Annotated in this window: 31 protein-coding genes; 5 read left to right on the top strand and 26 right to left on the bottom strand. The window is 39.2% G+C overall.

The window, feature by feature from the left end:
• Positions 1-19: 19 nt before the first annotated feature.
• The 19 genes from Q9Q35_RS05245 to Q9Q35_RS05155 all read right to left on the bottom strand — a co-directional run bounded on the left by Q9Q35_RS05245 (position 20) and on the right by Q9Q35_RS05155 (position 12,131).
• The gene (locus Q9Q35_RS05245) at positions 20-421 is read right to left on the bottom strand and encodes a hypothetical protein (protein ID WP_304652457.1); all 402 of its coding nucleotides are present in this window, start codon (positions 419-421) and stop codon (positions 20-22) included.
• Positions 418-609, bottom strand: coding sequence for a hypothetical protein (locus tag Q9Q35_RS05240; protein ID WP_304652456.1), 192 nt, complete (start codon positions 607-609; stop codon positions 418-420). The genes Q9Q35_RS05245 and Q9Q35_RS05240 overlap by 4 nt, the downstream gene beginning before the upstream one ends.
• A gap of 107 nt (positions 610-716) precedes the next feature.
• A complete protein-coding gene (locus tag Q9Q35_RS05235) occupies positions 717-1,100 on the bottom strand; it encodes a helix-turn-helix transcriptional regulator (RefSeq protein WP_304652455.1) in 384 nt (127 codons plus the stop codon).
• A gap of 161 nt (positions 1,101-1,261) precedes the next feature.
• Positions 1,262-1,513 carry a hypothetical protein gene (locus Q9Q35_RS05230; protein ID WP_304652454.1) on the bottom strand — a complete coding sequence of 84 codons (252 nt, stop codon included), beginning with the start codon at positions 1,511-1,513 and terminating at the stop codon, positions 1,262-1,264.
• A 2-nt stretch (positions 1,514-1,515) separates the two neighbouring features.
• Positions 1,516-1,908 (bottom strand): RusA family crossover junction endodeoxyribonuclease, encoded by a 393-nt coding sequence (locus tag Q9Q35_RS05225; RefSeq protein WP_304652453.1) that lies wholly within the window; start codon positions 1,906-1,908, stop codon positions 1,516-1,518.
• Positions 1,908-2,144, bottom strand: a complete 237-nt coding sequence (locus Q9Q35_RS05220) for a hypothetical protein (protein ID WP_304652452.1) — start codon at positions 2,142-2,144, stop codon at positions 1,908-1,910. Before Q9Q35_RS05220 ends, Q9Q35_RS05225 begins: the two co-directional genes overlap by 1 nt.
• A 236-nt stretch (positions 2,145-2,380) precedes the next feature.
• Positions 2,381-4,606 (bottom strand): AAA family ATPase, encoded by a 2,226-nt coding sequence (locus Q9Q35_RS05215; protein ID WP_304652451.1) that lies wholly within the window; start codon positions 4,604-4,606, stop codon positions 2,381-2,383.
• A gap of 3 nt (positions 4,607-4,609) precedes the next feature.
• Positions 4,610-4,789 carry a hypothetical protein gene (locus tag Q9Q35_RS05210; RefSeq protein ID WP_304652450.1) on the bottom strand — a complete coding sequence of 60 codons (180 nt, stop codon included), beginning with the start codon at positions 4,787-4,789 and terminating at the stop codon, positions 4,610-4,612.
• A gap of 165 nt (positions 4,790-4,954) precedes the next feature.
• Positions 4,955-6,535 carry a DEAD/DEAH box helicase gene (locus Q9Q35_RS05205; RefSeq protein WP_304652449.1) on the bottom strand — a complete coding sequence of 527 codons (1,581 nt, stop codon included), beginning with the start codon at positions 6,533-6,535 and terminating at the stop codon, positions 4,955-4,957.
• 12 nt (positions 6,536-6,547) lie between these two features.
• Positions 6,548-7,291, bottom strand: a complete 744-nt coding sequence (locus Q9Q35_RS05200) for a hypothetical protein (protein ID WP_304652448.1) — start codon at positions 7,289-7,291, stop codon at positions 6,548-6,550.
• Between the two features lie 5 nt (positions 7,292-7,296).
• A complete protein-coding gene (locus Q9Q35_RS05195; protein WP_304652447.1) occupies positions 7,297-7,719 on the bottom strand; it encodes a replication terminator protein in 423 nt (140 codons plus the stop codon).
• Positions 7,720-7,731: 12 nt separating this feature from the next.
• Positions 7,732-8,319 carry a hypothetical protein gene (locus tag Q9Q35_RS05190; RefSeq protein WP_304652446.1) on the bottom strand — a complete coding sequence of 196 codons (588 nt, stop codon included), beginning with the start codon at positions 8,317-8,319 and terminating at the stop codon, positions 7,732-7,734.
• An 11-nt stretch (positions 8,320-8,330) separates the two neighbouring features.
• Positions 8,331-9,407 carry an ATP-binding protein gene (locus tag Q9Q35_RS05185; protein WP_304652445.1) on the bottom strand — a complete coding sequence of 359 codons (1,077 nt, stop codon included), beginning with the start codon at positions 9,405-9,407 and terminating at the stop codon, positions 8,331-8,333.
• The gene (locus tag Q9Q35_RS05180; RefSeq protein ID WP_304652444.1) at positions 9,408-10,712 is read right to left on the bottom strand and encodes an AAA family ATPase; all 1,305 of its coding nucleotides are present in this window, start codon (positions 10,710-10,712) and stop codon (positions 9,408-9,410) included. It lies immediately after the preceding gene.
• Entirely contained in the window at positions 10,702-10,959 is a 258-nt protein-coding gene (locus Q9Q35_RS05175; RefSeq protein ID WP_304652443.1) for a hypothetical protein, read from the bottom strand. Before Q9Q35_RS05175 ends, Q9Q35_RS05180 begins: the two co-directional genes overlap by 11 nt.
• A gap of 54 nt (positions 10,960-11,013) precedes the next feature.
• Positions 11,014-11,484, bottom strand: coding sequence for a hypothetical protein (locus tag Q9Q35_RS05170; protein WP_304652442.1), 471 nt, complete (start codon positions 11,482-11,484; stop codon positions 11,014-11,016).
• 22 nt (positions 11,485-11,506) lie between these two features.
• Positions 11,507-11,686: a hypothetical protein gene (locus Q9Q35_RS05165; RefSeq protein WP_304652441.1), complete on the bottom strand. Its 180-nt coding sequence runs from the start codon at positions 11,684-11,686 to the stop codon at positions 11,507-11,509.
• A 3-nt stretch (positions 11,687-11,689) separates the two neighbouring features.
• Complete coding sequence (locus tag Q9Q35_RS05160; RefSeq protein ID WP_304652440.1) at positions 11,690-11,926, bottom strand: hypothetical protein; 237 nt, start codon at positions 11,924-11,926, stop codon at positions 11,690-11,692.
• Between the two features lie 13 nt (positions 11,927-11,939).
• Positions 11,940-12,131 carry a helix-turn-helix domain-containing protein gene (locus Q9Q35_RS05155; protein ID WP_004047450.1) on the bottom strand — a complete coding sequence of 64 codons (192 nt, stop codon included), beginning with the start codon at positions 12,129-12,131 and terminating at the stop codon, positions 11,940-11,942.
• Between the two features lie 61 nt (positions 12,132-12,192).
• Here Q9Q35_RS05155 and Q9Q35_RS05150 point away from each other — a divergent pair, with 61 nt between their 5' ends.
• Positions 12,193-12,381, top strand: coding sequence for a hypothetical protein (locus tag Q9Q35_RS05150; RefSeq protein ID WP_304652439.1), 189 nt, complete (start codon positions 12,193-12,195; stop codon positions 12,379-12,381).
• On the opposite strand, the gene Q9Q35_RS05145 is transcribed toward Q9Q35_RS05150, so the two are convergent.
• From Q9Q35_RS05145 to Q9Q35_RS05130, 4 genes are all read right to left on the bottom strand, one after another.
• Positions 12,378-12,536, bottom strand: coding sequence for a hypothetical protein (locus Q9Q35_RS05145; protein ID WP_304652438.1), 159 nt, complete (start codon positions 12,534-12,536; stop codon positions 12,378-12,380). The two genes, Q9Q35_RS05150 and Q9Q35_RS05145, sit on opposite strands and share 4 nt — an antisense overlap.
• A gap of 14 nt (positions 12,537-12,550) precedes the next feature.
• Entirely contained in the window at positions 12,551-13,381 is an 831-nt protein-coding gene (locus tag Q9Q35_RS05140) for an ORF6N domain-containing protein (RefSeq protein WP_304652437.1), read from the bottom strand.
• 38 nt (positions 13,382-13,419) lie between these two features.
• Complete coding sequence (locus Q9Q35_RS05135; protein ID WP_370648887.1) at positions 13,420-13,629, bottom strand: helix-turn-helix domain-containing protein; 210 nt, start codon at positions 13,627-13,629, stop codon at positions 13,420-13,422.
• A gap of 217 nt (positions 13,630-13,846) precedes the next feature.
• Complete coding sequence (locus Q9Q35_RS05130) at positions 13,847-13,996, bottom strand: hypothetical protein (protein WP_304652435.1); 150 nt, start codon at positions 13,994-13,996, stop codon at positions 13,847-13,849.
• Between the two features lie 161 nt (positions 13,997-14,157).
• Between Q9Q35_RS05130 and Q9Q35_RS05125 the strand changes: the two genes are divergently transcribed.
• From Q9Q35_RS05125 to Q9Q35_RS05110, 4 genes are all read left to right on the top strand, one after another.
• Positions 14,158-14,547 (top strand): helix-turn-helix transcriptional regulator, encoded by a 390-nt coding sequence (locus Q9Q35_RS05125; RefSeq protein ID WP_304652434.1) that lies wholly within the window; start codon positions 14,158-14,160, stop codon positions 14,545-14,547.
• 8 nt (positions 14,548-14,555) lie between these two features.
• On the top strand, positions 14,556-15,014 hold the full coding sequence (locus tag Q9Q35_RS05120; protein WP_304652433.1) for an ImmA/IrrE family metallo-endopeptidase: 459 nt from the start codon (positions 14,556-14,558) through the stop codon (positions 15,012-15,014).
• Between the two features lie 133 nt (positions 15,015-15,147).
• Positions 15,148-15,954, top strand: coding sequence for a hypothetical protein (locus Q9Q35_RS05115; protein ID WP_304652432.1), 807 nt, complete (start codon positions 15,148-15,150; stop codon positions 15,952-15,954).
• A gap of 89 nt (positions 15,955-16,043) precedes the next feature.
• The gene (locus tag Q9Q35_RS05110) at positions 16,044-17,183 is read left to right on the top strand and encodes a site-specific integrase (protein ID WP_304652431.1); all 1,140 of its coding nucleotides are present in this window, start codon (positions 16,044-16,046) and stop codon (positions 17,181-17,183) included.
• Between the two features lie 112 nt (positions 17,184-17,295).
• Here Q9Q35_RS05110 and rplS read toward each other — a convergent pair whose 3' ends face one another.
• The 3 genes from rplS to trmD all read right to left on the bottom strand — a co-directional run bounded on the left by rplS (position 17,296) and on the right by trmD (position 19,068).
• The gene (gene rplS / locus Q9Q35_RS05105; protein ID WP_025086908.1) at positions 17,296-17,649 is read right to left on the bottom strand and encodes a 50S ribosomal protein L19; all 354 of its coding nucleotides are present in this window, start codon (positions 17,647-17,649) and stop codon (positions 17,296-17,298) included.
• Between the two features lie 116 nt (positions 17,650-17,765).
• Positions 17,766-18,329: a GNAT family N-acetyltransferase gene (locus Q9Q35_RS05100; RefSeq protein WP_304652430.1), complete on the bottom strand. Its 564-nt coding sequence runs from the start codon at positions 18,327-18,329 to the stop codon at positions 17,766-17,768.
• Complete coding sequence (gene trmD, locus Q9Q35_RS05095) at positions 18,322-19,068, bottom strand: tRNA (guanosine(37)-N1)-methyltransferase TrmD (RefSeq protein ID WP_076149497.1); 747 nt, start codon at positions 19,066-19,068, stop codon at positions 18,322-18,324. Before trmD ends, Q9Q35_RS05100 begins: the two co-directional genes overlap by 8 nt.

The following is a 19,068-nucleotide window of genomic DNA, read 5'->3' as shown; positions in this document are numbered from 1 at the left end:
CAGTGACTGCGGTCGTTTTCTATTTGACTGCGATCACCTTGTAACGTCTTCTTAGTAGTGACTTCTTTTGTCTAGCTATCATGACAGTTGAAACATTACAGCCTACAAAATCAGCAACTTCTTGTGCTATTCCAAATTCATGTTTTTCGCCAGTCTGCGTATCAAATAGATACCATGTCTTGAAGTAACGATTTTCTTTCTTACCTTTTGGCTTATATCTTTTGCCACCAGACTTGCTCCAATCAATCTTCTTCTCACCTTTTTTAGGCATACCAACTAACTTGATATACACTTCAAAGGCTTCTGCGATTAGTTTATCTTCTGGATGTTTTTTAACGTATTTCTTCATCTCGCATCGTTCATTTGATAGCACATCACCAAATTTTTTACTCAAGATATCGACTGCTATTGCGAACTTCATTTTCTCATCCTCAATAGATCTACGATCTCATCCAGTTTGATCATGCATTGAACAAGAAAAATCAGGATAAAAAAGCCGAGATCTACCAACACTTTAAAAAATTCACCACTAAACTGATGCCACAGAGTAAACCCACATAGTGCAATAAAACCTAAAATAGTTGCTGCATTCCAAATTTTTCTTAACATGTCACACCCTCCTAAAAAAAGTCGTTGTAATACATGACCGCCCACATGATAAACATCCCGATTGCCGTACCTAATAGCGCAAAAAACATTAATAACCAGCCCATATTCTACCTCTCCATATCCTGTGTAATTTTTTGAAATTCTAGCTCAAGTAGATTCCATTGACGTTTAAAGTCAGCGTATACTTCTTCCCACGGCTCATCCTCAGTCCAAGCTTTACGCAATACCTTAGCCATATTCTCTTTGATTTTGTCACGTCTTACTTGCCTTTCCGAGTCAGCCATCACTCCTGTATACTTATCTTCGATACCTTGCAGATAACCGACCGATACACCAAAGTAATCAGCAAGCTTTTTCCAAGTTTCAAGCTTAGGTTCTGTTTTTCCATTTTCATAATTGTTAAGTGTTCCTCGCTTAATACCTGTCTCATCTTGTATCTGGTCTAGTGTTTTTCCTTTTTGTTTGCGAAACTCTCTAATTCTGTTTCCCAACTTGTTCACGCTCCTTTGCTCGTTCTAGCTTCTTCTGACGTCGTTTGCGCTTATCACGCTTGCGACTGCGTTTCTTTCCTGTCATTTTCTTTCCTCACTTCCTATCATGCACAAATGCTAACAGCGCTAGTAGCAAGAACAGCAATGTCAGCACTAGCCACTTATACACCAACACCAGCATTTTCGCTCTCCTTTCTAGCGATCATATCTTGTGCGATCTCATCTTGATATCTGATTATGGCTACCATGATCCCTACCACAAGCGGATGTGCATCGTAGCGTTTTTCGATCCTTCCTGTCGTATTGACTACCCATTTCCAATACTCTGCTGAATCGATCGGATAGTTTTTCAGCATGATATTAGCTGCGTTCATCCAATTCATGACATCTTTAAAAAACTTTTCCCAATCCATTGCTATACCCCCTCTATCTTGATATAGATCCCTGGTACTTCAGACCAAAACTTTTCAACGTGTAAACCCGCGATCAACTTATCGTCTTCCCAAAAGCCAAGATCTGTCATGCAGTCTTGAAGTAGCTTCATCATATTGTCTAAGTCAGGCTTAGTTGTTTTGTAACTCCCATCCTCGTGACTACCATTCGGATATAGCCATTTAACTTGTAAGATAACCAACTTTTTAAATCTTGTTTCCGGAACAAACTTCGCTAAATGAGCTGTCAACTTTTCTCGTACTGCTTTCAATTCTGCTGGTTCATAAAATACTGGCTTACCATTCTTTGCGACAGTCACTTTTTTCTGTTGATGCGTCGTGTTTGGGATATCCTTCATTGGCACAAAAAATTCCATTATTCATCGCCTTCTTCCTTTACTCCATGCCATTTTCCAGTTTTTTTGTCATACTCAATCATTTTCGCTGTACGTTGCAAGAAGTGAAATAACCATTCAATGACATCGTCTTGCTCAAGCAACCAATTCACAACTTCACTTTTTCTTAATTCAAATCGTTCATTCGGTAATCTGTGATACAATTCTGGCATTTCTCGCACGACATCTAGTTTTTTACTGATCCGTCTTTTTTTCATCATTTGTCACACCTTGTTTATCTCTATTTTTTTATCTTTTCACTTTTGTCACGACCAAAACTTGTCACTCGTCGTGTCCATTCATATCTATCCCAAAACTTGGGAGATATGAATGACACCGATGACAGTTGCTGTGACAAGGTTTTGGCGTTGTCATTCACTGTCATTTCTTCTTAGATATGACCGGAACTGTCACTTGTCATTTCTATTTAGCTATGACGATAGAATTTTATTATTTAATCATTAGTTTTTATCAAATACCCACCTTCGACCTTAAAAGAATCTATCTTCTTGACTCTGTTGTATACAGAGGTTCTTTGTATTTCGAGATAATCAGCTATCTGCTTAACTTCTACAGGTCCACCGTTCATGCTTAAAGCATTAAACGCACTCTCCACTTCTTGTTTTGACTTGTCAGCTCTTTCTTGATTTGACTTCTGAGTTCCTTTTTTCCATTTTTCTCTTACGTCTTCTTCTGGATTGATATCTTGTAAACTTTCGTCAAGCATGTGAATTGGATATTTGAACCAGGCATTTACCGGAGTAAATTTAGGAAATTCACGCAGCGTCCCTTCCAAACGCCATGCGGTAGCTTGTCTTACCATCGTTACTGCAAGATCTTTTTGCTCGTTGATATATTTCAACTTTTCCGGATCTTGAATAGCTTTCATCAAGTGTTTACCCATTTCTGATTTACTGAAGATATCGTCTTGGCCAACCTCTGAATAAGCTGGGTTATACGTCTTGATTGCTCCTGCGTATACGTTACAGATTGCATCATTTTCACGTTGCTTGTACCTGTTCTCGTCGACCGGCAATTCTATCAAGTCTAAGATTGCGTCTGGATCTCGTGCAAAAACTCCAGAACCAGAAGAACGATCGATCGAACTTTTGCCACTTTGAGCACCTTTTGAATGGTGGTGAGCATAGATAACCGAACACTGCAGTTCTGTAGCAATCATGTCGAACTGATTAACAAAAACCGACATGTCATGAGCGTTGTTTTCATCCCCAGTCAATACTTTATAGATCGGATCGATTATGACTGCGATGTAGTCTGATTTTTGTGCTCTCCGGATAAGTTTTGGTGCTAGCTTGTCCATCGGGCTTGTCTTACCACGTAAATTCCAGACATCGATATTACCCACGTTGTCATGTCCACGTCCTAACTCTTTGTAGATATCGGCAAAACGTTTTTTAGCTGATCGTTCGTCCAGCTCAAGGTTCACATATAAAACTTTTCCTTGCTGACACTTGAAGCCGAACCACTCCCAGCCTTCAGCGATCGCAATAGCTAACTGAATAAGGGAAAATGATTTACCAGCTTTTGAAGGGCCAGCTATCAGCATCTTATGCCCTTGACGAAGAACACCTTGAATCAATTCCGGCGCAAGTACGATCGGTTCATCAAAGAGGTCTGCCATGTTTTCCATTTCTGGCAAATTATCATTCATATCTTCGATGTATTCCTTCCAATCTTCCCAACTAGCTTGACCAATATTTTTTGCCACCAAGAATTGTTTTTTACCAGCACGTTCAAATCCAGGGAGACGCGTTAAACGTGAAGGATTTTTGTTTTGCTTATCGATAAATAGCCCGTTTTTTTCAACGATCTTATACAGGTAGTCGACACGTTCTTGATACTCACCATAGTTAGCAGCGTCTACTTTTACTACTGCGTGCAAACTCTTACCGCCGGAATAAGTCAATGTTGCGATCGGTAATTCGAGCTTGCGCAGAATCTCGTTTTGCTTGGCCACGTCCATGTTGTCGGACTCGATCAAAGCGTAACGAAAATCAATAACGTTCTCGTTTTTAACCCCTTTCCCGTCAAGCGGATTGAATCTGATCCAGGCACCTGCTTGTTCGTTTGGATCACCTAGAACTGCACCGATATCTTTTGTTTGCTTAAGCTTTTCAATGATCGTTCCGGCGGTCCAAGTGTATACACCTTGTGTTGGTAACCATTTCTCTTTGTCGCCATGTTGACTTAAGTAAGCATCGTTGACAAATCCGACAATGTCATCAGCTCGAAAAAGAGTCTCGAAATAATCAGTGATCTGTTTGATTGGATCCCAATTTTTAGGTTCTTTGACTTCTTCACCTAAAATGTAATCAGTATTCACAACTTGATAGCCACGATCGATATCAGATGCAACAAAGCTATCGTTCCAGCCAAAGCTAGTAGTATCGCTGGACGGTGGCTTCCAGCCACCTTCTTTGGCTAATTGTGTGATCGTTGCTCCAGTAACTGGTTTAGCAGATCCGTTGAATTTCTCCCACTTCTTTTCTGTTTCACCATCGTGATAACGAGCCATATCGCGTTGACTCCAGCTATCCCAATCACTGAGCGAGTAGCCTTCATGCTTCAAAGCGAAGCCCACATTTAGCCATTCTTGGTAATTTAAAGTTGCTGGATCGATATAGTCTAGTAGCTCGACTAAGTTCAATTTATTTTCCAAAGGCTACTCCCTCCTCCCATTTCCAAATTTTTCTTTGATAGTGTTAAACGCTGCGTTCCAGCCGTCGTTATAACCAAGATCGTAAGCAGTAGTCACACGTTCATTCATATTTGCTTCGATATTTTCAATTCGTTCACGTTCATCTGCGAAAATGCCGGCAATTTCTTCTTGAATGTCTTTCATGTTCATCCCTCCTCATATTTTTTGAATCGATTCAATGCCCGGACTCAGAATCGAACTGAGATTTTTACTGTAAATAAATCTTTTTCGTAGGCTTGTTTTGGTGGAATGTGTGGCACCAGCCCCGGGCGTGATCCCCACAGTAAAAACTGTGAGGAAAATATTTTTTTAATTTGGTTGATACTCTGCCGGTATGATCCCAGCAGGAATGCGCCAACCATTGGCTGCGATTCGATTTATCAATTTAGTTGCATGTTCAAATTGCCAAGTACCAACATGATTGAAACCTCGTCCTTCTAAAAACCTGATTTGTTTTGGAGTCGTTAGGCCAGCATCACGACGTTTGCTGAGTCTTTCAAGTAGCATTTCTGCTTTACCGGCATTTTCGATATCATCTGGATAGATCCCCAGTTTTTCAAGCGCTTTGATCTGCTTGTCTGTTGGTGGCCCCATTTGAAAACCAAAGGCCGGCACAAAATCGGTTAGATCTGAAGCTTGGATCGATAACTCGAATTGCAAAGGATCAACAAGCTTACGTTTGCGACGTTTCATTTCTGTTAGCTGTTCAGCTAAAGCTTGTTCACGTTCTGCGACAACATCTTTTTGAGCTTGCTCTTCAGCTAACTCTAAATCGATTGCTGTCCCGGCTTCTTCGATATTTTCAGTCATCTTCTTAGCGACTTTTTCATCGGTGGCTATCAAATGCGCTGGATGACAGAGTTCGTGACGTTCTGTGTGCCACAAAAAGTCTAGTAGAAGCAGTTCTTCTTTACCTGGTGCAAGTCGAGTACCACGACCCACCATTTGGCTATATAGCGCTCTGACTTTAGTTGGTCGAAGCACGACCACGCAGTCGACATCTGGACAGTCCCAGCCTTCAGTCAGCAACATAGAATTACACAAGACGTTATACTTGTTATTCTCAAAGTCAGTTAGAATTTGCTCGCGATCTTGTGACTCTCCGTTTACTTCTGCAGCTTTAAAACCGTGCTCGTTTAAGATGTCCCGGAACTTTTGTGACGTTTTGACTAGTGGCAGGAACACAACTGTTTTACGATCTTTACACTGCTTTTCCATTTCTGTAGCGATCTGCTCAAGGTAAGGATCTAACGCTGTCCCTAGATCTTTCGTTGAAAAATCTCCAGCTTGTTGTTTTACAGCGGATAGATCTAACTTGAGCGGGATCGTTAAAGCTTTGATCGGTGATAGATATTTAGCCCTTATTGCTTCAGCTAAGCCGTATTCATAGGCCAAGCTATCGAAGTATGAGCCTAAATTTTTCATATCGCCCCGGTCCGGTGTTGCAGTAACGCCTAACACATTTGCACTCTCGAAGTGTTTTAGTACTCGTTGATAGCCATCAGAAATACAATGGTGCGCTTCATCGATAACGATCGTATCAAAAAAGTCCGGTGAAAATTTTTCTAAGCGTTTTGGACGTTGTAAAGTTTGTACTGACCCGACAACTACTCGATAGAAACTGTTAAGACTTGTCTGCTCTGCTTTTTCAGTTGCTGTCTTTAGGCCTGTTGATTTGTAAAGCTTATCTGCAGCTTGCTCTAATAACTCACCGCGATGTGCCAAAACTAAAACACGCTCGCCTAATTTGACCCGGTCTTCTATGATCTTGGAAAACACGATCGTCTTACCGGTTCCGGTTGGCAAGACTAGCAACGTGCGTTTGTTGCCTTTTTCCCATTCTTCTTGCACTTTCTTTCTTGATTCTTCTTGATAGGGTCTTAATTCCATACGATCACCTTCCTATGCAAGGATCGTGATCTTGCCACTCTGAATTTCAGCTTGCAACGCTTTTTCAAAGTATTCTTTGATGTTTTGAATTGCTTTATTTCTCCAGATCCCACCATCTGCTTCAAACAGTGCACAACGTGGTCCTTCTTTCATTCGGAATACAAATTTTGATTCGGGCTGCTTTACTTCATTGAATGTCCGATAAGGTGCTAAAGTAACTGGATTTGGAACTTTAACGTCAACTTTCGAAGCAACACCTTGATTGATCGTTACCGCCTGAGATACACCATCATCTCCAACAGTCTTAACAGAATCTTCACTGATATTTCCAACCACTTTCAGCAAGATCTCACGGTCTGAGCTATCCGTGAAGATAGATTGCAACTTGATATTGAATTCTTCTGAATTGTAAAAGTAATCAAAGTTGAACGCTGGTACGATCGCATTAACTTCAGCTAATCGTTCTCGACTACCATTTACTTCTAATTGCCCTTCTAAAAACACAGTTTGTTCATCTTTGACCGTTAAAATAAGTCGATCATCTTTTCGATCTAGTTCAGACTTGATGTAATCAACTAAGCTAGATAATGTGTTCAGATTTAAACTTTGTTTGGCAGTATATGCTACTGGATCTACTCGATGTGCAGTTCCCTCGCTATCGATCACATACGGGATCTCTTCAATAAACACAACACGACTTTCCGGCTCAATACCGTTATTTGTTAAAAAACTTAATGCTTCTTCTGTTAAACTCATAGCTCTTACCCCCGTTTTTCTTGTAGATCAATTACTTTAGCTTTAGTTTCTTTCTCGACCACGTCTACTGGTTTGCCAACGTCGGTCTTTAATTGGCTATCTTCTGGATCAAAGTAAGTTTGTCCTGGTGCTCCAGAGTTAAGTTCATGAGCTTCGATCCGTCCAGTCTTGATATCCTTACCAGTTAAAACAGTCGTTTCGACTTCTTCTGTTGGGGCTAATACCGACTTGATCCCGGTGGCCAAGTTTACCGTTTGGCGTTTTTCGTCCGGTGTAAACCCTAACGTGATCGTGATCGTACGCTTCCGCTTTGCGGGAACATTTGGATCATGGATGTTCTTGAATACTGCTTCTAGTTCCTTATCTAACTTCTCTTGGATAGCTCCGTAAGCCATCCGTGATAAATTCAAATCGATCTCTTTTGACATTATGCTTACCTCCTAAAATGCCCCTGGTGTAAAACTGCCTTGCGTAGGTTGTTGTGGTTGTGCTGGTGCAGGCTGTACTGGTTGAGCCGGTTGTTGTGGCTGTGGCTGTACCGGTGTAGCTTGAACCGGTTGAACTTGCATAGGTTGCTGTGCGCTAGCGATCTCTGGTGCGTCCGGTTTAAGGAACTTGTTAGGTCTGTTGTTCGAACGATCGTTACCGCTATTATCTTTATAGTAATTTACTTCTAATTCTGCATATCCTGAGCTACCAACAACTGCATTCCAATTTGGCATAAAAGCTTGGCCAATCGTTGGATTTTGACCAATTGCAGCAAAGAACTCAGTCAATTTCCATTGCATACGTTTTAACAAGTACAAGCGTTCTTTTACTGTTGTCTTCCCTTTAGTACCGACAAATTCCATTTCGATCTCGGCGTAAGGTGTGCCGTTAGGAATTTTGTCTGACTTACCATCATAGATCTTGCGTTCAAAATTTTTGACAGTAAACTTGCAAACGCCTGGATCAAGAACAACAAACTCGCTTTCTTCTGCAACAAAGCCGCCGTCCCATGTTAAAAATTCATTTTCTGCTGTATTCATTTTTTGTCCTCCTAATTATTTAAAAAATTCAAAGCTTCATCCCATTTAGAAACTAAATGAGCCCACAGATCTTGCGGAACGTTCTCAGCCGGCGTTCCTTCCGGCATAAAACCTGCATTATAGATAATCTTCATGACATCTTGAGTGGACAATTGACTCAATCTCATTAAATCAGCAACGTCTTGTGGAATAGCTGTAGGTATCGTTTCTGTATATTCTGGTGCCGGTGCATTTTCCGGTGGCGCTTGTCGCACTTCTTGTTGTGGTGGTTCTTCCGGTAATGGTACTTGTTGTTGAATTGGTGGTGCCTGTTGTACAGTTGATTGTTGTACCGGTTGTACTTGCGGTGCTGGTTTGGCTTGTGGCATCGCTTGTTCAAGTTGAACTCTGATCTGTTCATAATCAAATGGAAGCTCATCAGCAAGCCCTAAGCGATTTTTAGCATCCCAGGTCGGTTTATGTGTCGTATACATTACACGTTGGCCACCAGTCGCTTTCTTACTATTAGTCTTACTATCTGTAATGACAGTCGTCTTAAAATTGGCAAACAAGATCATATCCGCCCATTCTTTGACTAGTGAAGCATCACGTCGTTCTAACTTCAGTACATAGCGATCAAACGCTCCTAGTTCATCTGGTAATTCATGCTTCTTAGTTTCTGAATGAGCTAGAAGAACAACGTTGTAATTTAACTCAACTAGTTCACTTAGTTTATTTAAAAGCTTCCCAATCTCATCTGCTAAAGCAACATAGCGTGTACCATAACTAGAAGCATCGATCGCATCCCAGTTATTTTTAGCCATCAAATGTTGTTTGGCCAAATTTTCGGCCCAATCCATCGTATCGATCACAACAGTTCTAGCAATGCCTGAAGTGCTTTTTAAATACTCAAGTTCTTCAAGCAGCATTGTCCAACTAGTTGGATCAGGTAACTTTTGGCTATCGATAAAGTTTGTTGAACCTTCAGTATCGATGTAGATGGGTTGCGGAAAATTATTAGCAAATGTTGTCTTCCCGATTCCTTCTGGGCCATATACGACTACTTTTAAAGCTTTTGTTTGTCGTGTACTTGTGACTGTAAAATCCATTTAAAACGCTCCTTTCGCCGACCAGTCATTTGCTGGCGGTGTAGTTGTTTTGTTTAGAGTTTCGTTTTTGACTGCATAGCCATCTTCGATGATGATCTCGCACTCATCACCAACTGAAACTCGAGTAGCGATTGCTTGTAGTCCTTCTTGCTCAAGCCATGCACCAAATTCTTGTAACGTAGTCATATCCATTTGCTCAAGCTTATCCAACAAAACAAAACCGCATTCTGGCTTGAGTTTTCGAACAATCGCAGTCGAAACTTTCAACTGGTCAGAGCCAGACATGTTATCCCATTTTTGACCTTTGTAGATCAATTCACCTTCTTGAACTGACAAGCCTGGCAATGGTAACGGTGCTTGATCTAATAATGCTGTACGTTGTTCACGAATGTTATCGATCTTTACAGTAAGCTCTTCGTATTTTTCTTTGTACTCCGCAGCGTCCATCTCAGCTTTTTCTTTATCAGAATTAGCCCGGACTTTTCGATTGATCTCATCGATATCAGCAATATTCTTTTGAAGTTCTTCAGTCGACTCATCTTGTAAGTCAAGTGCTGACTTTTGAGCGATCTCTAAGTTTTGTGCTGTTTGCTGATGTCGAGACTCGTATTCTGCGAGTTGTTGACGTAAACGTGCTAACTCTGCTTCTTCTTGATCGTACTGATTCTTAATAAGCGTTAAATTTTCGCGTTTACGCTGATTTTCGCCGTTTCTGGCAAGGATCGCTTGTTGTTGCTCGATAAGTTCAGTTACAGATACCAGTTCTTTGGGGGCTTCTGGATAATATGGTTGCTCTTTAGCGTATTTCGCTTTTTGATCTGCAATTTGTCCGACCATTCGGCGATCGTTATATAGAGTAGCTTCTTGGTTATCCAATTCAATCAACTGTGGACCGACTCCGATAATCTGCAGTAAGATCGTAGCTTTTTCCTTAGCTGTTGACTCCATGAATTTTGGCAAGTCGATAGCAAGCTCTTCTACAAAGCTATTAAGCAACTGCTGGCCACCTTTTTGTCCGTTAGGGTCAATTACCTTCAAACTTGAGTTCTTACCCTTACGTTCAACGATAAGGCCGTTATTCATTGTGATATGCAAGCTTGGTGGTGTAACAGATCCTTCACGATTAGGTTTAGATGGTTTATGCTTGTTACCACCTAACGCCCATGCGATCGCGTCTAAAACGCTTGTCTTGCCTTGATTGTTATTTCCACCGATGATCGTCAAACCGTTTTGGTTAGGTTCAATGACTGCAGCTTTAACGCGTTTGACGTTTTCTATTTCGAGTCTATTGATTTTAGTCGGCATCGCGTGTCACCACCTTTTCTTGAATGTTAGTTGCTAGATCAACAATCTCTGATGGCAAACGCATTGTCATACCTACTAACAACTCAGCAAGCCCCAATACAGTACCTTGGTTAGCAATAACGACATCGCTGTGACTGCTACCTCCGAATTTTGAAGCTGTGATAATGATATCGGTGTACCCTTCGCTTTGTAATGTCTTCATCATCTCTTTGATGAGCTCTGCTTGTTTTTTTTGTTCCTTGTTCATTTTGTTCACCTCGTGATATAATTGATTTGTGATATATTTGATTTTTTTGACCGCCTATTTTAAGGCGGTTTTTTCTTTTTTATAACCTCGCCTTGGTTGTTCGTATACGATGTTATTCATATCAAAAATCAAAACATTTCCTTTTTGATACGAAGGCTCAAAACGATAACCAATATTTGATAAGTCTACTGATTTATTAACCTCCTTTAATAACTTTGCAAATACGTTTGAAAAAATATGCCTTGATTTTGTATATAGTCGCGGACTAAACATATTCTTCAAATAGAATCTTCCTTGTTTAAATTCTTCATAAAATTCAAACATTAATTCCCCCGTATCTTTTGAAAAACCAACATCAGCATACTGGTATTTACTCGTCACATATTTAAAACAGGTTGTACTAAGGAAGATCGATGTATCATTAATTTGAATGTATGTTTTCCCTAAATCAGGGCAAATTTCTTTTTTCCCTGGTTCAGGTTCGTCACTTTTAATTTTTACAAAATTTCCATATGGTGTTTTCATGTTGCCTCATTTTTCCTTTCTTTTATGGCTTGAATAGCCAGTCTAGGCCTCGAGTCCACGTTTCGTCTCGTGCACTTGCGATCACTGTGACGATCATCGCCAAGATCGCAGACCATCCAAAGACCCACTCTTCATCAGGTAAGAATCCTGCCAGCATTACACCAGCCAGGATCGCTACCAGATAACTGCTATTAAATTTCATTCTTTACCACCTCCCTTCATCGATACCTAAGTTCTTCATTTTTTTAAACCGGTTAGCTGATTTCCAAATCAAGAACTCTTGATAACGATCCTCATCGATCCAAACTTCTTGAGTTGAAGGATGGATATACGCATCCCAAAACTCAGATTTTCGAAGCTCCTCTATTCGCCTGTGATAGGTAGATTCGCTTTGTGCGTATTTTTCCATGAACTGTTCTTTATTTAGCCAATTCCTTGCCATATTTTTTCACCACCTATCTGATCTTGAAATCAGAAATGATTTTCAAAATGATTTTGTTTCCGCGTGGATTCTTCTTGCGACCGGACAAGTAGTCGCTCATGTCTTGTTTTGCGATTCCGTACATTGCAGCTAAATCCGCAATCGTAATGTCGTTCGCATTCAAGTATTGAATGATGCGTTCACGCCCTTCTAGTGTTTCTGGCATTATCTAAACTTCCTTTCTTTGATATAATTTGATCATCTCCTATGCAAAGGAGGTGACGTTTATGACTCCTGATAATATTGCTAATCTCATTTCCGAGCTAACAGCAAAATTGATTGATAAAAAATTAACAATTGGCTGTCCAATGTGTCATAAGCCAATAGAGACAACTCCGATTGGCCATAACTCTTGCACGCATTGTGGATACGAGTTTGACATAAATCTAAATCTGACTATCACTGAAACTGATTAAAAGATTGGAAATTGTTTTTTCACCATTTCTAAATATCGTTCTTCAATCTCTTTCAGTGAGTCATTTTCTTTTACAGGAAGTGTGACGGTATATTCAGGTGTTTTAGAAGCTGGTACATCCGCCAATGTATCAGCTTCTTTTTTATTTTCTAGCATGTATCTCACCTTCTTTATTTGATAAGTTCTAAATACTCTTTTAGCTTCTGAACGCCAGCTTCAAAATACACCCACTGAGCTACTTCTTTAGCCGAGTATTTCGATTTACTGATTATCCAGCGCCCGTATTTGTTTTGCTCTGGTTGCTCAGCTTTTAAACCTATTCGATTAGCATATTCACCGACTTTTGCTGGATAAGGTTTACCCGCTTTTGTTAGAATACCCAATCGTTCAGCAACTTCCGAAGCAGTATACTCAACACTTTCCACTTCCATCGAAGGGATTACCATCTCACCAACTAGCTCTTTTCCAGCACGATTTAACATCAATTCTCTGTGTCGCTGGCTCTTTGTTGCCATTGCGATCTTGTACATCAGCTGGGCACGTCTTGTTGCTGCGTTTTGTTCCATGATCTCCAAACGCTTATCAGCTAATAAGGCTTTATTTTCTGACTGGATCGACTGTCGCATTGCAAAGTAATTGTCGACTAGCTGATCGTAAATTTCCCATGCTGTATCATCTTCTAAGATCTTGAGCAGTTTAGAGTAACCACGTTCAGATAGAAGATAAATATTGTTGGAATTACCCCATTGTGCCTTGGTAAAGCCATACTCTGAAAACAGGTCGTTTGAAACGACTTGTTTTAAATCAAGAACATCTACACCTTCTTTAAATCTCGACTTGTTACGATTGATAAGTTCATTGATTCGCTTAACTGTACTTTGATGAATCTCAGCAATGTCTTTAACCAACATTGATTTCTTTCCTTCACCGAAACCACCTTCGATTCCAGTAAATTTAAAGTCACCTACTTTTTCTTGTCCTAGGACTTTTAAAGAATTCATAATTACACCGCCTTTTATACTCATTAATGAGTATTTTTTTATTTAAAAAAAATGAACTCAACGGGAATTCCGTATAATTCGCTCATCTTTTTTAGCATATCTATCCTTACAGACCCCACATTATTTTCATATTGCGATAACGTTTGGTAGCTAATACCTAACTTTTCGGCTGCCTCCATTTGTGTTAAACCCGCATTCTTTCGAGCAGCACTTAATTTTATTGGTGGTACTGATTGCAACTCTCTCACCTCTAAACTTTCTATTTTGAATTTTTCTTATCTTCTAATCGCTTTACCTCTTTTTTAGCACGAAGATATCTAAATTTGTAGTATCCCCACGCTAAGCCAAAAACTACCGATACACCTAAAAATACATAGTCAAAAGTATCTAACATTTTATTTTTATGTTATGATTAAGGGTGTCACAAATAAGGGGGCATCCCCTCCTTTCGTGGCTCTCAGAATGCTAGTGTTTAGGTTTGCGTTCTGAGTTTTTATCTTTTAATTGTAGCCTTAGTAACTTAGCTTCATACTCAGCTTTTAAAGCGTCTGCACGTTGCTTTCTTAGCTTATAGAAGAAGCTGATTACTAAGGCTATTTCGATTACCTTAATCATAACTTTCTCCTTTCCTAGTTGTTAAGGTCTTAATCAACCTTACAAACATAGTATATTACGCATTAATGAGTAAATCAACGATTTTTTCGTATTTTTTTGTATTTTTTTCAAATTATCGAGAAAATATGTTATATTTATTGTATAGAAAGGAGTTATGCTACATGGCTAGAACAGAGCTAACCCCCCAAGATATAGAATATAAAAAAGTTATATCTTCTAAATTGCAAAGACTTCTTAATTCATCTGGAAAAAAACAAATAGATATAACTAGGCAAACTGGGATACCAGCAAGCACATTAACAGGATATTTTAAAGGTACTCGACTACCTTCACCAAAGAATGTTGCGAAGTTAGCAAGCTTTTTCAATGTACCAGATTACGAAATAGATCCTAGATTTAAAAAAGATGACGGAAAAGAGTATATTGATCTCACTGGAATTTCCCAAACTGATTCTGAAGAAAAAATTTTCTCTTATGAAGGAAAAGAAGTACCTAAAAGAGACTTAGAACTAATTAGGCGTATTTTAGAGACTGGAGAATATGATGAGTAGGTGATTTTATGTATTATGAACAAGAAGATGTTCTTGATTATTTATTGTCTATCTGTAAGAAAAAGCATATTGAATGTTTTTGGCCATCTTCTCTTGATCCTTACACCCCACCTACAGCCTTACCAAGTAAAAGGCGCATTGTCATGAATCCAAAATGGCATAACCAAATAGCTATCCCATTTCAGTTAGCTCATGAAATGGCCCATATTTTAAATGGTGACGATACTAACTGGATTCGATACTATCAAGGTACATATCGTGGGGAATCTAGATTAGAGTACAACACTAATAAAACCGCTATTCGGATACTGCTATCGTATTTTGAAAATACTGATATTGCATATAACCCTGTAAGTTTCATGGATAGTTTTGCAATACCATCCCATCTAGGGAGCGCTGTTAGTGAAGAACTAGGCGCTTATTGTTGTGGAGTTAGAGATAAAATTGATTTCTACTCTATTTATTAAGCTAAAAATGTAAGCCCTAACGTTTTACGCTAGGTAATTTTTTGGGGTTTTACATTTTAGGTAATAAATAGTGTTATATTTGACCAAAAACTGATGTCGTAAAAAGCTGACAATAAAAAGGAGATGACATATTATGTCTAAACTAGTTAAACTCGTATTAGCCTTAACAACGATGGCCACTGCATTTATTTTTATCTTCATTGGAAATGCTGAAGCAAAAAGCCTAACCGTTTCCGGTTTAGATAAGAGTGGTGTGCTCAAAGCAAAACCATCATCCGTAAGCGAAGGTTTTGACTATTACACAATCAAAGGAAAAGCTAATAAAAATCAAACGGTTTATCTATTAGCTGATGAAGATGGAAATGATCCCAAGAATTACCAAGTTTGGGATAAAGTTAAGGCCGATAAAAAAGGGAACTTTTCTTTTGAAACAAGTTCAGCAAATAATTCTAAAGCTGTCTACTATGTCTCAACTGATAAAAAGTTAAAAAATAAGGAATCAGATGACATATTCAATGTTAAAAAAATCAAACAAAAAGTAAAAGTTATCCTTCCTGCTAATACTCAAAATAAAGAAGAAGCTAGTGAAAGTTCTGAGAAATCTGATGAGATTGATGTATCTAGGTACGAAGATATGAACTACACAGAATTCTTACGTAATCCTAAACAATACGAAAAGAAAATGGTTAAATTTACAGGTGTCGTAGCTCAATATGATGATGCTAATAGTCGTATGCTTGTAGCGTTTAATGGAGACCCAGACCAACTAGTTTATGTAGGCCTTGCCAAAAGCGTAAATACTGATCAACGATTTTTAGACGGAGACAACGTCACTCTGTACGGTAGTTTCAGAGGTGTTAATCCATATAGCACAAATGATGGCAGAGATAATTATGTTCCATGGGTATATGCAATTAAAATAGATAATCAAGGACAATAACATCAGCTAAAAATTTCCCTAACCCGTCCCCAGTGGCGGGTTTTAAAAGAACTATAAAAGAACATATATTCGAGAAAAGAGGAAAAATTATGTGGTTTAGACAAGAAAAGAATGGAAATTATCGGTATTTTGAAAGATACAAAAATCCTTACACCGAAAAATATAAAGTTCTCAGTATTTCCCTATCATCAAAAAGTCGCCAAGCTCAAAAAGAAGCTCAGTTAATCCTTAATAGAAAAATTCAAGCTAAGCTAGCTGAAACTCCAACAGAGGAACTGGTCAAAGGGGTTACATTTGATAAATTAGCCTATGAGTGGCTGGAAATATATAAGAAACAAGTTCGTAATTCGACTTTTGATTCAACTAAAAGTATTGTCAAAAAACTGTTAGAGGTCTTACCACCAGATGTCTTAGTCTCAAATATGACCCCAGCTTTGGTATCTAACACGTTAGAAAGACTGTTATATGACGATAAACACAACTTATCAAATAAGTACGTCCAGATTGTGAAATCTAAGCTAGGATCAATGTTACATTATGCTACGACCAAGAACTATATTCTATCTAATCCAGTAAACGAAGCCAAAATATCGTGGAAACAAAAAACTACTGCTCCCAAAATCAAAGATAAGTTTTTAGAAAAAGACGAACTCAAGGCTCTTCTTGATTATTCATATAAGAAAAATTTGCGCTATGCACTACTGGTCGAATGGTTATATTTAACAGGTATGCGTATCGGTGAGGCTCTAGCGCTCGATTGGTGCGATATAATAGTACGCAGTGGAAAATATATCGTCAGTGTCACAGGAACGCTAGAATACAAAAATATAGCCATTTCGGAGCAGTACAAATCAGACCAAACTAAAACTGCTGCCGGAATGCGCGAAATAACTTTACCTACTGCCGGAATAACTATATACGAAAAACTTAAGGCCTTAAACTACGACAATGGTGACTTTATTTTCCAAACATCAACTGGATCTGTTATCCAACCTTCATCATTCAATAGATTTTTAAGAAACGCCAAGAATGATCTCGGAATCGATAAGCCTGTGTCATCACATATTTTTAGACACACGCATATTTCCAAACTCGCAGAGCTAGGTGTGCCACTATATGTGATCCAAAATCGGGTCGGTCATGATTCTAGCGACATAACTAAAAAGATATATTTACATGTGACTGATAAAGCAAAAGAAAAACTGGATAGTAAACTTGATCAACTTTAAAGCAAGTTTGCATAATTTCTGCATAATATAGCATCATACACTGTAAAAATTAACTCTATCTAATTTTTTGCAAATAAAAAACCCTTGGAAATCAAGGGTTTTTAGCGTTTTATTAACGGCGACGTTCTGGAATACGAGCAGCCTTACCTTGTAATGCACGTAAGTAGTACAACTTAGCACGACGTACACGACCGTAACGTACAACTTCGATCTTGTCAACACGTGGTGTGTGCAATGGGAATGTACGTTCAACACCTACACCGTTACTGATTTTACGAACTGTATAAGTTTCTGAGATGCCTTCGCCACGACGCTTGATAACAACGCCTTCGAAGACTTGGATACGTTCACGCTTACCTTCAACGATACGAGCATGAACACGCACTGTATCACCAGCACGGAATTCTGGAATATCATTACGTAATTGAGATTCCGTAATCTTTTGGATCAATGGGTTTACTGACATTAATATGTTCTCCTTTTCCTCGATATTCATGTCCAGATACAGCGGAATATCGTTAATCATTGGCAAATAGCCAACAATTATCTTAACACACTCAAAATTGAATGTAAACATCAATTTTAAAATTTTGGTTTATCTAGCGGTGGTGCCGGTACTGGATGGGTCCCGATAAACTTCTCCATCCAGACCATATCATACCAAGTATCAAATTTGTAGCCACAGCTATGAAAGTGGCCGACTAGCTGATACCCTAAATGCTCATGAAAATGCATGCTGGCATAATCAACATGTACCTGCTCATCAGTAGCAGGAACACTAATACATGCATTGATATTTTGGATCCCTTGTCGTTTAAGCACTTTTTCTAACGCTTGATAGAGTTTTTTACCAATGCCCTCACCTCGACTGGCATGATCCAAATAGACCGTAACTTCAACGGCCCATTTGTATGCTTCCCGATGATTGAAAGGAGCAGCATAAGCAAAGCCAACTACGACATTATCTTTTACAGCCACTAAATAAGGGTACTTAGCTGTAGTCTTTTCGATCCTTTCAGTAAATTCGGACAGAGTCGGAACTTTATATTCAAAAGTGATCGCTGTTTCTTCAACATAATAAGCATAGATCTGACGTAAAGTTTCAGCATCAGCTTTTTGGACCGGTCTGATCAAAACTTCACTCATCGTCATTTACCTCAAGCGTCTTAAATTCCCGCAGCCATTTCTTCTCTTGTGCAGAAAGCTCGTAGTTCTCTAAAAGATCAGGCCGACGTTCATAGGTCCGGCGTAAAGCTTCCTTATTGCGCCATTCAGCGATTTTTTGATGATTACCACTTGTTAGGACTTCAGGCACTTTCATTCCTCTAAAATCAGCAGGACGGGTGTATTGTGGGTATTCGAGTAAGCCCATCGAAAATGAATCGCCTAAAGCTGACTCACGGTTACCTAAAACATCCGGCAATAAACGTACCGTCGCATCTATCACGACCATTGCACCTAATTCGCCTCCAGTCAAGACAAAATCACCTAATGAGATCTCATCTGTAACTCGTTCTCTGATCCGCTCATCATAGCCTTCATAATGTCCACAAATAAAAGTCAAATGTTTTTCTTGTGATAATTCTTCAGCAACTTTTTGATCAAATTTTCGACCAGCTGGATCTAATAAGATGACCTTTCCCAAGCCATCATTTTTAGCCGCGATCGCATCTAAAGCATCATAGATCGGTTGAGCTTGCAACAACATGCCAGCACCACCTCCATAAGGCGTATCGTCAACATGACGTTGCTTATTAGTCGTATAGTCACGAAAATCGGTCACTTCAACATCAAGTAGTTGCTTTTCGATCGCTTTACCTACGATCGATTGCGTCAATGGCCCCTTGAACATTTCGGGAAATAAACTTAAAATATCTATCTTCAT

Origin of the sequence: uncultured Ligilactobacillus sp., assembly GCF_948826705.1 — a bacterium.
In the GTDB taxonomy this organism is placed as follows: Bacteria; Bacillota; Bacilli; order Lactobacillales; family Lactobacillaceae; genus Ligilactobacillus.
The sequence above is the reverse complement of the archived record's forward strand: the minus strand, read 5'-3'. Positions and strand labels throughout refer to the sequence as shown.